The organism is Streptomyces roseochromogenus subsp. oscitans DS 12.976, from assembly GCF_000497445.1.
GTDB lineage: Bacteria > Actinomycetota > Actinomycetes > Streptomycetales > Streptomycetaceae > Streptomyces > Streptomyces oscitans.
Map to the genome: position 1 here is coordinate 1117738 of NZ_CM002285.1, position 13375 is coordinate 1131112.

The window sequence follows — 13375 nt, forward strand, 5'->3', positions numbered from 1 at the left end:
AGCCGCCGTATCCGCTGTCGCTGGGCGTGACCGCGCTGCGGCACTGGACGGCCGGGACGGCGGCGGACGCCGCGGGCCTGGACCGGGCGCGGCTGGCCCGGCGGACCCGGGTGCACGCGGATCTGGGCCGGCGGTTCGTCCGCTCGGTGCGCACCGGAGACAGCCGGGAGCGGCTGCGCGACCGGCTGACGCCCTTCTTCACCGAGCACGACGTCCTGCTCACCCCGGCTCTGGCCCGGCGCTCCCCCGCGGCCGGGCCGTGGCACGAGCGCGGCTGGCTGCGCAATGTCCTCGCCAACACGGCGTACTCCCCGTTCACCCCGCCCTGGAACCTGACCGGCTGGCCCGCTATGTCGGTCCCGTTCGGCACCCTTCCCTCGGGCGCCCCGTGCGCCGTACAGCTCGCCGGACGCCCTGGTGCGGAGGCGGTCCTGCTGGAGCTGGCGGAGGAACTGGAGCGGCTGCGCCCCTGGCGGCGGACGGCACCGGGGGCGGGCTCCTGAGCCGGCCTAGGTGAGCGCCCGGTACATGATGTGGAGTCCCACCCTGCCGTGGCGGGGATGGTCGTAGGCCTCCGGGATCGTGGCGAGGACGGTGAAGCCGAGGGAGGTCCACAGGGCGACCGCGGGATTGGTCTCGACCACGGCGTTGAAGACCATCGCGCGGTAGCCGTGGGCCCTGGCCTCGGCCAGGACGTGTTCGGCGAGGGCGCGGCCGATGCCCTGACCGGCGTGCTCGGGGTCGACCATGAAGCCGGCGTTGGCCACGCGGGCGGCGGGGCCGTCGTAATTGGGGGTGAGATAGGCCGAGCCGACCACGCGTCCGGCCGCGTCTTCGGCGACGTAGACCCGCTTGGCGGAGTTCATCCAGAGCGCTCGGGCGTTCTCCTCGGAGGTCTCCGGGTCCCAGGCGTAGGTTTCGGCGGCGGCGACGATCCGGTGCCAGAAAGGCCATATCCGCGGCCAGTCGTCGGCCACGGCTTCTCTGATCAGCATGGGCGTGAGTCTGTCAGGTCACGCCCATGTGTGCGGCGATCGCGAAGGTCCGACCCCGAGGTCAGTCCACGCTGGGCAGGATGTGGGGTTCGGCGAGGTCGTCCTCGTAGCCCGCGAGGCGGATCGGGGCGGAGCGGGCCCACACGTCGAGGCTGCCGAGCTCTCCGGGCCGCCGGCCCATGCGCTCCGTGCGTTCCTTGGGGCGCTCTTCGCGATTCGTCTTGTCCGGTGTCACCGCGCACTCCTTATGTGTCGGTCACCCTCGAGGGCATGCCGGACAGCCTGCGTTTCGGCACTCGACGCCCGCTCGGGTTCTGGTTGCAAGTCCAGTTCGGACGCGGTTGCGCCGGTACGGACGTTGGGTCTGGGTGGGACCCGGTCCTGCTGCCCGCCCCACCAGATTACCCAAATGAGCGGATGCGCGCTCGATCGGGAGTGCAAACAAGGTGTAACTATGAGAAGTCGTTTGACGCCGAATACCTCTCAATATGCGGCTATTTACCATGAGCCGCTCACCCGACGGTCTGATCGATTCACCCACTCGGCCTACATGTGGCTCAGTTCAGGTGCCGTTGGCCCGACCGCAAGCTCGCCATGATCTGCTGATGTGCCGCAACGGCTGTCTCGCGGAAGGACTGACGCATGGAGCTGCGCAGCGTCGAGGAGCTGATGGAACTTCTGTACGCCGGCCGGCACCAGCACGCGCTGAGAACCGCCGCGCTACTGCGCCGCAGGCGCCCCGCCGACAAGGAGCTCCAGGTCGCGGGGCTGGTGCACGGCATAGGTCCGGTGCTGAGCCCGGCCGACGAGCCGGGCCGGGCGCTCGGCGCGGCCGAGGCGGTGCGCGCCCTGCTCGGGGAGCGGGTGTTCCACCTGGTGCGCGGGTACGGCGACCTCACCGACCCCGTCGACGACGATCTGCTGCGGCTGCGCCAGGCGGCTGAGGAGAGCCGGACGGCGGGCTTCAACGCGGGCGTCCTGGAGGACTGGCGCACGGTGCTGGAGCTGGTGGCGGCCCGCCACTCACGACTCGGCGCCGTCGACTGACGACGGGATGGCACCGGGGCATGCGACACCGGGTGACTGACGTCCGGGTGACGGCCAGGGCACGCGACCGAGGGGCGACCGATGACCCGGCGACGCCCAAGGCACACGACCGGGGGTAACTGACCACCGGGCAACGCCCAAAACACACGACCGAGGGGCGACTGACCACCGGGCGACACCCAAAACACACGACCGGGATGACTGACCACCGGGCGACACCCAAAACACACGACCGGGATGACCGATGACCGGGTGACGCCCCAGGCACACGACCGGGATGACCGATGACCCGGCGACACCCAAGGCACACGACCCCGGGCCACTGACCACCGGGTGACGCCCAAGGCGCGCGACCCCGGGGTGGCTGATGGTGCGTCAGTCGGCCGTCGGTGCGGAGTGCCCGAGATCGGGGCGGCCACGCGTCGGCCCCGAGGGGCCCGCAGTCCCGCCGGGGTCTGCTGGATCACCACCATGAAGAACGCGTCGCCCGCACACCGGGCCGCTCCGGCACGACCGCTTCCCCCTGGGACGGGGACGGTCGCGCCGGCCATCGGATGAGATGGGGTCAGTGGCGAGTGGCCGGCGGGATCACCACTTGCCGGGCGCGTAGTCCTTCATGAAGACGCCGTACAGGTCCTCGCCCGCCTCGCCGCGGACGATCGGGTCGTAGACGCGGGCGGCGCCGTCGACCAGGTCGAGGGGCGCGTGGAAGCCGGCCTCGGCGAGGCGCAGCTTGTCGTAGTGCGGGCGCTCGTCGGTGATCCAGCCGGTGTCGACGGAGGTCATGAGGATGCCGTCGGTGTCGAACATCTCCTGGGCACTCGTGCGCGTGACCATGTTCATGGCGGCCTTCGCGGCGTTGGTGTTCGGGTGCCCGGCGCCCTTGTAGCCGCGGCCGAAGACCCCTTCCATCGCCGAGACGTTGACGACGTACGCACGTCCGCTGGGCGCCTTCTTCGCGGCGTCCGCCATCGCCGGGCGCAGGGCGCTGATCAGGATGAACGGCGACGTGTAGTTGCACAGCTGGGTCTCCAGCAGCTCGACCGGCGAGATCTGGTCGATGGTCTGCACCCAGGTGTTGCTGTCGACGACGTCGGGGACGAGGCCGCCCGCGTCGATGGCGGTGCCCTCGATGTGCCGGGCGACGCTGGCGTTGCCCGCGACGAGGGCGAGGTCGGCGAGCTTCTGCGCGTCGAGGCCGCTGGTGCCGAGGGGCAGCGCGGCGATGCCGTCGACGGCGCCGGAGTTGAAGGCGCCGATGACATGGTGGGCGGGGAGTTCACCGGCGGGCAGCGGGGCGGTCTCGCCCTCGACCAGGGCCGCGTAGGCCGAGGGCAGCCGGCGTACGGTCTGCGTCGCGTTGTTGATCAGGACGTCGAGCGGTCCCGCCTCGCTGACCTGCTCGGCCAGGGCGACGGACTGCGCGGGGTCGCGCAGGTCGATGCCGACGACTTCCAGCCGATGGATCCAGTCCGCCGAGTCCTCCATCGCCTTGAACCGGCGGATGGCGTCCTTGGGGAAGCGCGTGGTGATCGTGGTGTGCGCGCCGTCGCGGAGCAGCCGCAGTGCGATGTACATGCCGATCTTGGCGCGGCCGCCGGTGAGCAGGGCGCGCTTGCCGGTGAGGTCGGCGCGGGCGTCACGCTTGGCCCGGTTCGTGCGGGCGCAGTCCGGACAGAGCTGGTGGTAGAAGTAGTCGACCTCGACATAGCGGGTCTTGCAGGTGTAGCAGGAGCGCGGGCGCTGGAGTATGCCCGCGATCCTGCCCTCCTCGACCTTGGAGCTGGGCAGCAGACCCTCGGTCTCGTCGTCGATGCGCTCGGCGGAGCCGGTCGCCGTGGCCTCGGTGACGGCGCGGTCGTGCGCGGTCTTGGCGGCCCGGCGCTCCTGGCGGCGGCGCTGCTTGACCGTGCGGTAGACGCCGGCGGTGGCCCGGCGCACCGCGATGGCGTCCGGGTGGTCGATCTCCAGCTTGTCGAGTTCCTCGAGCACGCTGAGGCAGACGGCCAGGCGCTCGGGATCGATACCCGGGCCGTAGACCACCTCTTCCGTGGCCGTGGAGCCGTCCTCTGTCACCGTCATCGCGCTGCCGCTTCCCTGATCACCCGCGCAGCGCTCCGACTCGCGCCCGCATTCGAACAGGGCATTTTACGAAGCATGGGGCCTGGGACCAAACCGCGCCCGGGACGATCAACGGACAACCCCGGTCTGCCCCACGGCCACCCGCACCCGGCCCCGAAGGCCGCACGGACGGTGCGGGTGGGAACCTTCAGGCGTCGCAGAGCGACAGCAGCATCTCGATCTCCGCCGACACCGCGTACGCGAACCGGTCGAGGTCGGGCACGGCCTGCGCGTCGGCGACGAGCCCGTAGTGCACGCGGCCGCGGTACGTCGAGATCGCGACCGCCAGCGCCTGCCCCGGCGCCAGCGGGGCGAGGGGATAGACCTCTTTCAGTTCGTGTCCACCCAGTCGCAGCCCCAGACCCGGCAGCGGCACGCTGGTGACGAGGATGTCGAACCACAGCCGGGCCGCCTGGCCGACCAGCGGCCCGCCGAGCCGGTGGCCGAGGGCCGGGACGTGATCGGCGAGCAGCGCGACGGCGCCTGCGCCCCGATCGGACCCCGCGTCCTTGTTGCGGACCATCGCGGTGCGTACGGAGTCGAGGCGGCCGAGCGGATCGGGGTCGTCCACCGGCAGCCGTATGAGATAGCCGGAGAGCCGGTTGCCCTGCGGATGCGCGGTACGCGGCCGGCGCCGCGAGACGGGGATGAGGGCACGGGGCGCCACCCCCTTGCTGCCGTCGCCGCGCTCCTCCAGCCAGCGGCGCAGGGCACCGGCGACCACGGCGATGAGCACGTCGTTCACGGTGCCGCCGGCGGTCTTGCGCACCCGGTGCACATCGTCGATGTCGACGACGACCCCGGCGGTGCGGCGGGTGCCGGTCGGGGCCGCGGTCAGCGCCGAGACGGTCCGCATGCCGAGGGTGGACCGGGCCAGCGAGGCACCGATGTCCAGGGCCCGGCCCACGTCGGACAGCGCGCCCCTGACCAGGCCGGGCACGAGCCCCGGCAGTTTGCGCACATCGGGCAGGAGGCCTCGGGGCGGCTCGATGGCGCGGGGTGCCCGCTCGGGAAGGTCCACCGGGTCGAGGACGCCGGCGGCGAGTTTGAGTGCGCGCAGCCCGTCGGCGAGGGCGTGGTGGAACTTGAACAGCACGGCGAAGGACACCCCGTCCTCGCCGGGCATCACATGGGCCTCCCACGGCGGCCGGCCGCGCTCCAGCGGGCGTTCCATGAGTCGGCCGGCGACCGCGTGGAAGTCGGCGGTCGGCGCGTGCAGCCGTACATGGTTCAGCGGATCGAAGTCCGGGTCGGTCTCCCGGGCGGCGCTGCCGAAGGCGAGCGGCTGCCACACGTCGCGGATGCGCAGGCGCAGCCCGGGTACGGCGGCGGCCCGGGCGGCCAGCAGGTCGGCGGCATGGGCGCCCGCGGTGGGCGAGTGGGCGCCGAAGACGCCGAGCGCGCCGAGGTGCATGGGGTGCCGGTCGGACTCGATGTTCCAGAACGCCAGGTCGAGTGGAGCGAGCAGGTCGGAAGTCAAGGGCTTGCCTCACGCGTCGACGACGGGTGGATGTGCAATCACTCGCAGTCAATCTCTGCTACCTGATTACGGTCAAGTACGATCAGGCTACGCTCAGTTAACAACAGATTAAGTCCCGCCCCTGCAAAAGGGGCGGGACCTAGGGATACGTGAGGTCACTTGAGAACGGGTTGCGCCGCCTTGGGTGACGTACCCCACTCAGACGGGCGCGGGCCGACCGTGAAGTCGAGCGAGCGCAGGGAGCGCAGCACACCCGTCGTCAGATACGTCTGCCCGTGCGGGGTTCCGTCGGTGCGCACGGACTGGATGTAGCGGTCGGTGGCGGAGGTGCCGGGCGCGGCGATCGTCAGGTTGCCGCTCTTCCAGTACCGGCGGTCCAGGGCGAGGTCGACGCGGTCGAAGACGGGCGTGGACAGGCCCCAGGTGTCGTAGCCGGGCTGGATCGGGAAGAGGCCGATGGACGACAGCACGTTCCAGGCGGACATCGTGCCGAGGTCGTCGTTGCCGGTGATGCCGGTGGGCCCGTCGGTGAACAGGGTCAGGGCGGCGTGCACCACGTCGGTGGTCTTCCACGGCTGCCCGGTGGCGAGGTAGGTGTACGGCGCGATGAGGTCGGGCTCGTTCATCGGGTTGTACTTGTCGGCGTTGTAGTACGCGTACGCGTTGCCGTGCACCCACGACTCGCGGGCGGTCTTCGCGGGGTCGGCGAGCAGCTTGTCGTAGGCGAAGAAGGAGTCCAGCCGGTCGTTGGCCGCGCGTTCGCCGCCGATGAGCCGCACCATGCCCTGCACGTCCTGCGGCACGAGCCACTGGTACTGCCAGGCCGTGCCCTCGTGGAAGCCGGTGCCCTGGGCCGGGTCGGCCGAGCCGGTGAAGGCGCCGGAGGCGTCGCGGGCACGGAAGAAGCCGGTGCTCGGGTCGAAGATGTTCCGGTAGTTCCGCGCCCGGGCCGCGTAACGGGCGGCGTCGGCGCGGTGGCCGAGACCGCGGGCCATCTGGGCCAGCATGCCGTCGGCGAGCGCGTACTCCAGCGTGACGGAGGCGCCGTGGTGGTAGTCGGAGTCGCCCATCTTGACGTACGGCCGGTCCTGCACGAAGGGGGCGTAGCCGTGCGCGAGGTACTCGGCGTTGGCCTCCCGGCCGATGCCCGGATTGCCGGCGGGCGGGACGCCGTCGGCGTTCTTCTTCAGCGCCCGGTAGGCCCGCTCCTCGAAGCCCTTGAGCAGGCCCATCTGATAGGCCGTCGTCAGGAACGGGGTGACCGGGTCGCCGCTCATGACGTTCGTCTCGACCGGGCCGTAGCCCCACTTGGGCAGCCAGCCGCCGTTCTCGTCGATCGCCACCACCGAGCGGGCCATGTCCCGTGCCTCGTGCGGCGCGAGCAGCGCGAGGAGCTGGGCCTGGGTGCGGTAGGTGTCCCACAGCGACCAGTTCTGGTAGTACGTGAACCCGTTCGCGTGATGGATCCGGCGGTCCCAGCCGAGGTAGCGGCCGTCGGTGTCGCCGCCGATGTTCGGCGCGAGGAACGACCGGTACAGCGAGGAGTAGAAGGTCCGGCGCAGGGTGCTCGTGCCGCCCCGCACCTGGACGTCGGCGAGCCGCTTCTCCCACTCCTCGCGGGCCCGCTCGCGTACGGCGTCGAAGGACCGGCCGCCCTCGGCGCCCAGGTTTCCGGCCGCGCCGCGCGCATCCACGTACGACATCGCAGTGGTCGCCTCGACCGTACGGTGTTTGGTGGTGTCGAAGCGGACGTAGGCGCCGCCGGTTCCGCGGCGGGAGCCCGGGGTGACGGCCTGTCCGTTCCAGGTGCCGTACGCGGTGAAGGGCCGGCTGAAGCGGGTGATCGTGTAGACCGTGTAGGGGCCGGTGTCCCGGCAGAAGCCGCGCCCGGTGATCGCGGTGCGCACGGTGTGGTCGTCCAGGATCTCGACCGAGCTGGAGACCGCCTTGTGCAGCGACTGGGCCGCGTTCAGCAGGACGTTGGCCTTGTCGGTGGCGGGGAAGGTGTAGCGCTGGACGCCGGTTCGCCGGGTCGCGGTCAGCTCGGCACGGATGCCGGAGGAGAGGCCGACCCGGTAGTAGCCGGGGCTCGCCGCCTCGTCCCGGTGCGAGAAGCCGGCCGCGTACTTGGTGTAGTCCGTCTGTGTGACGTCACCGGTGGTGGGCAGCACGGGCAGGTCGCCGCCGAGGCGGCAGCCGACGCCCGAGAGATGGACCAGGGAGAAGCCGCGGATCCGGTTCTGTGTGTAGTCGTAGCCGGTCATGTGCCCGGTGTCCGGGGAGAGCTGCACCATGCCGAAGGGCACGGCCGCGCCGGGAAAGGTGTTGCCCTCGTTCTGGCTCCCGATGAACGGGTTGACCAGGTCGGTGAGGTGGCCGTCGGTCCGCTCGGCGGCCGGAGCGGCGGGGGTGGCGATCAGCACGGACGCTGCCATCACCCCGGCCAGGCACAGCCGCGTGCGCCGGGTCCCTCTCATGTCGGATGACCTCCCGCAGGTTCGACATCGTTGTCTGCATCCTGAAGGTCGAACGACACAAATCCGGGCAAGATACGGTCATCACGTCGTACGCGTCGCGCGCGACGGTGCCCTGCCGGTGACGGCCCGTCAGAGGGCCATTTTGAAGCCCCCGTGGCTGCGGGCGAAGCCCAGCGCGGTGTAGAAGCGGTGCGCGTCCTCGCGGCTCCGGTTACTGGTGAGCTGGACCAGCGCGCAGCCGCGGGCACGGGCCCGGGAGACGGCGTGCTCCATCAGGGCCCGGCCGAGTCCGCCACCGCGCCGGTCCGCGCGGATCCGCACCGCCTCGATCAGCGCCCGCTCGGCACCGCCCTTGCCGAGCCCCGGGATGTACGTCGACTGCAGACAGCCCACGACCGTGCTGGTGCCGCCCTCGCCGTCGCCGTCGACGAGAACCAGCATCTCGTTGCGCGGGTCCGCCTCGATGGCGGCGAAGGCCCGCTCGTACGCCTCCGTCACCTCGACCCCCGCCGGGTCCACCACCCTCTCCTCGTCAGCCAGCAGGGCGAGGACGGCCGGCAGGTCGGCGCGGGTCGCGGGACGGAACACGAGTGCGGTGGCGGCGGACATGGCTCAGACCCTGACCCGGGCTGCCGGACGGGCCGTAGTGGCGGGGTGCGGCGTCCTCGTTCTCGATCAGGTCGTCCGCCGCTGCGTCCAGTTCCCGCCGGTGGTACTCCGTGAGGAAGGAGAACATGGCCCCGCAGTCGCGGCAGGCACGGGCCCGCGAGGCTTCGAACTCCGGCCGGGGCTTGAAGAAGCCGGGACGGCGGAACCTCAGCCGCAGCCGGTCCAACGGCTGCACCCCCGAGGTCAGCTCACCGCCCGGGCTCAGCCGGGCGGAGCCGCATATCCAACGTCGCATGCCCGGGACCCTGTCCCCTGAGCCCCTAGGGCACCCGCTGGCCCTTCCCCAGGGCGATCACCCCGCCCTTGGAGACCGTGTACAGGTCGGCGTCCCGTTCCGGGTTGACACCGATCGTCGCGCCGGGCGGGACCTCCACGTTCTTGTCCAGGACCGCGCCGCGGACCACCGCGCCCCGGCCGATGCGCACGTTGTCGTGCAGCACCGAGCCCTGGACGACCGCGCCCGGGTCGACCCGTACGCCCGGGGAGAGGACCGACCGGGTGACCTGACCGCGGATCAGACACCCCGCGCTGATGATGGACTCGCCCGCGATGCCGCCCGCGTTGAAGCGGGCCGGGGACAGTTGGTTGGAATGGGTGTAGATGGGCCACTGGCGGTTGTAGAGGTTGAACGCGGGGCGCTCGGCGATGAGGTCCATGTGCGCCTCGTAGTAGGCGTCCAGGGTGCCCACGTCCCGCCAGTAGCCCTGGTCACGGCTGGTCTCGCCGGGCACATGGTTGTCGCCGAAGTCGTACAGCTGGGCCTCGCCGCGCGCGGTGAGCTGGGGCAGGATCGAGCCGCCCATGTCGTGCACCGACCGCTCGTCCTCGGCGTCCCGGTGCAGCGCCTCGACGAGGACCTTGGTGGTGAAGAGGTAGTTGCCCATCGAGGCGAACACGGTCTCCGGGTCGTCCGGCAGGCCTGGGGGGTCCGGCGGCTTCTCCAGGAAGCGTTCGACCCCGCGGCCGTCCGGGCCCGGTGTGATCACCCCGAAGGACGAGGACTCCGCGCGCGGCACCCGGATGCCGGCCACCGTGACGCCCGCGCCGCCCTCGATGTGCTGCCGGAGCATCTGCCGCGGGTCCATGCGGTAGACGTGGTCGGCGCCGAACACGGCCACGTACTCGGGCTGTTCGTCGTGGACCAGGTTCAGGGACTGCAGAAGCGCGTCGGCGCTGCCCAGGTACCAGCGCGGGCCCAGGCGCTGCTGGGCCGGGACCGGTGTGACGTAGTTGCCGAGCAGGCTGGACATCCGCCAGGTGGTGGTGATGTGCCGGTCCAGGGAGTGCGACTTGTACTGGGTCAGTACGCAGATCCGCAGGATGTCGGCGTTGACGAGATTGGACAGGACGAAGTCGACGAGGCGGTAGGTGCCGCCGAAGGTGACGGCTGGTTTGGCGCGGTCGGCGGTCAGCGGCATCAGGCGCTTGCCCTCGCCGCCCGCCAGTACGATCCCCAGCACCGAAGGTCCTCCACGACGCATGGCCGCTCCCCTCACCCTGGATGAACCATGGCTGCCCCGCGCGGACGGGACTAAGCCTGTTTGCGGATCTCCTCGTACAGCGCGGCCGTCCGCCGGGCCACCGCGTCCCAGCCGAACTCCAGGGCCGCGCGCTCCCGCCCGGCCTCCCCCATCCGCCGGGCCGCCGCCGGATCGCCGAGGACGGCGTCCAGGGCCCGGGCGAGACCTGCCTCGAACTCGTCGTCCGCGTCGACCAGGAGGCCCGTGCGGCCGTCGTCCACGACTTCCGGGATGCCGCCGACCCGGGAGGCCACGACCGCCGTGCCGCAGGCCATCGCCTCCAGGTTGACGATGCCGAGGGGCTCGTACACCGAGGGGCAGACGAACACGGCTGCGTGTGTGAGGAGTTGGATCACCTCCGGGCGCGGCAGCATCTGCGGGATCCAGAACACGTCCGCGCGGGCCCGGCTCAGCTCCTCGAACAGCTCCCGGAACTCGCGGTCGATCCCGGGGGTGTCGGGCGCGCCCGCGCACAGCACGACCTGGGCGCCGGGGTCGATGTCCCGTACCGCGCGCAGCAGATGCGGCACGCCTTTCTGGCGGGTGATCCGGCCGACGAACAGGACGTACGGGCGATCGGGGTCGATGCCGTGCCGGGTGAGGGCGTCGGTGCCGTGGTCGGGCCGGTAGAGGCGGGTGTCGATGCCGTTGTGCACGATGTGTACGGCGGCCGGGTCGAGCGCCGGGTAGCAGGCGAGGATGTCCTCGCGCATGGCACCGGACACGGCGATCACCGCGTCGGCGGCCTCGATCGCGGTGCGCTCGGCCCAGCTCGACAGCGCGTATCCGCCGCCCAGTTGCTCGGCCTTCCAGGGGCGCAACGGCTCCAGCGAGTGGGCGGTCACCACGTGCGGGATGCCGTACTGCAGCTTGGCGAGGTGCCCGGCGAGATTGGCGTACCAGGTGTGGGAGTGGACGAGTTCGCGGCCTTCGAGGGCGGCGGCGACGGACAGGTCCACGGAGAAGGTGCGCAGTGCGTCGTTGGCGCCGTCGAGCGCGGACCAGGGGCGATGGCGCACGACACCCACGCCGCGGCCCTCGCCCCAGGAGTGCACCTCCAGGTCCACCAGGGAGGACAGCTCCCGGGCGAGGAACTCCACATGGACACCGGCGCCGCCGTACACGTCCGGGGGGTACTCCCGGGTCAGCAGTCCCACTCGCACCCGACAACCCCCTTGTCCCGGCGGCAGGTTCCCCCATGGTCACCCAGATGCGGCGCCCGGGGAAGAGCGCGGAGGCCGGGCGAAGCAGCAGTCGCCGCACAGACCGCCGCCGGGGACGCGGTAGTACAGGCAGCAGCTGCGGCGGCGGAAGGCGGTGCCGGTGCGGGTGCCGGTGGTGCGCAGCAGGGGGTGGGCGAGGAGTTCGTCCGTCAGGGCGCCGGCCCGGGCCGCCGCGTCGGTACGGCCGTGCGCGCGGGCCCAGCGGTCCAGTTCCCGGGCCGCTCCGGCGAGCGCGGAGCCCGCGTTGCCCCACAGCAGTCCGGGGGCGCAGCCGAAGCGGGCGCTCACGGCCTCCCCCAACGGCTGCAGGTGTCCGTGCAGCACGGTGGCGGCGAGGGTGGCGGCGTCGCCGGGCAGCGGGCGCAGCTCGGTCAGGAACAGGTCGTCGGGGGCGGCGGCCAAGGGGTCCCAGCGCAGCAGGCCCGGGTCTAGGTCGGGCAGTTGGCCGTACAGGGCAGCGCAGCCGAGGGCCGCCGACCACAGCCGGGCGGCCAGCCCCTGCTGCGCGATGGACGCGGCGACGCGCCGTTCGGGGGTATGGAGCCGGTCCGCGACCACGGCAACTCGTGTCGTCAGTGGGTCCGGTGTCACCCGTTCGTAGGTCTCCGCGAGTGTAGGCAGCCGGGCGGGGGCCGGTCCGCCGGCGGATCCGGCCGGGCCCGGGCGTGTGCGCAGGACGAAGAATCCGCCGAGCGGGCGGAGGGCGGCGAGAGCGGGGGCGAGGTCCACGACATGTACTGGTACCAGGCGCGTTCGGCGGCCGCCGCGCAGGGTGTCAAGACGCGCAGCACCCGTCCCGAGGATGATCGCGCGGCTGGTGTACTCCATCGGCAGTAGGACGCATTGTGTGCTCAGGGACGACGACGGGAGGAGCGCGGACGGGCAGAGTGTTGGCCATGGAAGCCGACCGAACGCCGCGCCGGGCAGGCGGGAGTTTGACGACAGGGCCTGGGGGCACCGGCCTTACGCAGGGGAGACGCGGATGAGCGCACTCGCGTTGTCCGTGCTTCTGTCGTTCGTGTCCGCCCTCGCCTACGCGGCCGGCGCGATCGCGCAGGAGCAGGTGGCGGTGTCCTCCCCGGACAGCGCGTACGTGCCGGTGCGCCGCCCCGGCTGGTGGGGCGCGCTGGCGCTCAACGGTCTCGGCGGTGTGCTGCACGTGGTGGCGCTGGCCTACGGACCGCTGAGCCTGGTCCAGCCGCTCGGGGCGCTCACCATCGTCTTCGCGCTGCCCATGGCGGCATTGTTCGTCGGCCGCAGGGCCGGGGCGACCGCCTGGCGCGGTGCGGTCATGGCCACCGTGGGTCTCGCCGGTCTGCTGTCCGTGGTCGGCTCCTCCGACGCCCACTCCCTCGACGCGGCCGAGCGGGTCGCGGTCGCGCTGGTCACCGGCGGCGCGGTCGCGGCGCTGATGTGCGCGGGGCTGGCTGCGCACCGGCACCCGGCGGTGCGCAGCGTGCTGCTCGCCACCGCCTCCGGCATCGCGTTCGGCATGTCCTCGGTGTTCACCAAGACCGTCGCCGAGGACTGGACCCACGGCATCGATCTGGACGACCTGCCCTCGCTCGCGGCGATCGCCCTGTTCGCGGTCGGCGGCGTCGTGCTGTCCCAGGCCTCCTACGGGGGCGGCGGACTCGCCGCCCCGCTGGCCACGCTCACCGTGGTCAATCCGGTGCTGGCGGCGGCGGTCGGCATCCTGATGTTCGGCGAGACGTTCCGCTACGGCGGTACGGGCGCCGTTCTCGCCCTGTGCTGCGGGGTGGTGGCGGCGGGCGGCCTGATCATGCTGACGACCGAGCGGATCGAGCGCACCGAGGCGCCTTCCGTCCCGGACATCCCGGAT

At 71.8% G+C, this 13375-nt stretch carries 13 protein-coding genes; 3 read left to right on the forward strand and 10 right to left on the reverse strand.

Going from position 1 to position 13375, the window contains the following annotated elements:
* Positions 1–503, forward strand: a 503-nt coding sequence (locus tag M878_RS55135; RefSeq protein WP_023545056.1) for an amidase family protein, incomplete at its 5' end; no start/stop codon positions are given.
* Positions 504–509: 6 nt separating this feature from the next.
* Here M878_RS55135 and M878_RS55140 read toward each other — a convergent pair.
* Together M878_RS55140 and M878_RS96095 are read right to left on the reverse strand one after the other, a co-directional pair.
* A complete protein-coding gene (locus tag M878_RS55140) occupies positions 510–995 on the reverse strand; it encodes a GNAT family N-acetyltransferase (RefSeq protein WP_023545057.1) in 486 nt (161 codons plus the stop codon).
* 61 nt (positions 996–1056) lie between these two features.
* Positions 1057–1230, reverse strand: a complete 174-nt coding sequence (locus M878_RS96095; protein ID WP_023545058.1) for a hypothetical protein — start codon at positions 1228–1230, stop codon at positions 1057–1059.
* A 407-nt stretch (positions 1231–1637) separates the two neighbouring features.
* On the opposite strand from M878_RS96095, the gene M878_RS55145 reads away from it, so the two are divergent.
* A complete protein-coding gene (locus M878_RS55145; RefSeq protein WP_023545059.1) occupies positions 1638–2042 on the forward strand; it encodes a hypothetical protein in 405 nt (134 codons plus the stop codon).
* Positions 2043–2630: 588 nt separating this feature from the next.
* Here M878_RS55145 and M878_RS55150 read toward each other — a convergent pair.
* From M878_RS55150 to M878_RS55180, 8 genes are all read right to left on the reverse strand, one after another.
* The gene (locus tag M878_RS55150; protein ID WP_023545060.1) at positions 2631–4124 is read right to left on the reverse strand and encodes an SDR family NAD(P)-dependent oxidoreductase; all 1494 of its coding nucleotides are present in this window, start codon (positions 4122–4124) and stop codon (positions 2631–2633) included.
* 187 nt (positions 4125–4311) lie between these two features.
* A complete protein-coding gene (locus tag M878_RS55155; RefSeq protein WP_023545061.1) occupies positions 4312–5643 on the reverse strand; it encodes a wax ester/triacylglycerol synthase family O-acyltransferase in 1332 nt (443 codons plus the stop codon).
* Between the two features lie 155 nt (positions 5644–5798).
* Positions 5799–8120 (reverse strand): GH92 family glycosyl hydrolase, encoded by a 2322-nt coding sequence (locus M878_RS55160; protein ID WP_023545062.1) that lies wholly within the window; start codon positions 8118–8120, stop codon positions 5799–5801.
* A 129-nt stretch (positions 8121–8249) separates the two neighbouring features.
* Positions 8250–8729, reverse strand: a complete 480-nt coding sequence (locus tag M878_RS55165) for a GNAT family N-acetyltransferase (RefSeq protein ID WP_023545063.1) — start codon at positions 8727–8729, stop codon at positions 8250–8252.
* Positions 8653–9024, reverse strand: coding sequence for a hypothetical protein (locus M878_RS97305; RefSeq protein ID WP_158692637.1), 372 nt, complete (start codon positions 9022–9024; stop codon positions 8653–8655). The genes M878_RS55165 and M878_RS97305 overlap by 77 nt, the downstream gene beginning before the upstream one ends.
* 25 nt (positions 9025–9049) lie before the next feature.
* Positions 9050–10270: a glucose-1-phosphate adenylyltransferase gene (gene glgC, locus M878_RS55170; protein WP_031224139.1), complete on the reverse strand. Its 1221-nt coding sequence runs from the start codon at positions 10268–10270 to the stop codon at positions 9050–9052.
* Positions 10271–10320: 50 nt separating this feature from the next.
* Entirely contained in the window at positions 10321–11472 is a 1152-nt protein-coding gene (glgA, locus tag M878_RS55175) for a glycogen synthase (protein ID WP_031224140.1), read from the reverse strand.
* Positions 11473–11511: 39 nt separating this feature from the next.
* Complete coding sequence (locus tag M878_RS55180) at positions 11512–12261, reverse strand: (2Fe-2S)-binding protein (protein ID WP_031224142.1); 750 nt, start codon at positions 12259–12261, stop codon at positions 11512–11514.
* Positions 12262–12514: 253 nt separating this feature from the next.
* On the opposite strand from M878_RS55180, the gene M878_RS55185 reads away from it, so the two are divergent.
* On the forward strand, positions 12515–13375 hold an 861-nt coding region (locus tag M878_RS55185), incomplete at its 3' end, for a DMT family transporter (protein ID WP_023545067.1).

Coding starts and splice junctions, on each gene's coding strand:
- M878_RS55140 (WP_023545057.1), bottom strand. CDS start 995: ATGCTGATCAGAGAAGCCGTGGCCGACGACTGGCCGCGGATATGGCCT.
- M878_RS55145 (WP_023545059.1), top strand. CDS start 1,638: ATGGAGCTGCGCAGCGTCGAGGAGCTGATGGAACTTCTGTACGCCGGC.
- M878_RS55150 (WP_023545060.1), bottom strand. CDS start 4,124: ATGACGGTGACAGAGGACGGCTCCACGGCCACGGAAGAGGTGGTCTAC.
- M878_RS55160 (WP_023545062.1), bottom strand. CDS start 8,120: ATGAGAGGGACCCGGCGCACGCGGCTGTGCCTGGCCGGGGTGATGGCA.
- M878_RS55165 (WP_023545063.1), bottom strand. CDS start 8,729: ATGTCCGCCGCCACCGCACTCGTGTTCCGTCCCGCGACCCGCGCCGAC.
- M878_RS97305 (WP_158692637.1), bottom strand. CDS start 9,024: ATGCGACGTTGGATATGCGGCTCCGCCCGGCTGAGCCCGGGCGGTGAG.
- glgC (WP_031224139.1), bottom strand. CDS start 10,270: ATGCGTCGTGGAGGACCTTCGGTGCTGGGGATCGTACTGGCGGGCGGC.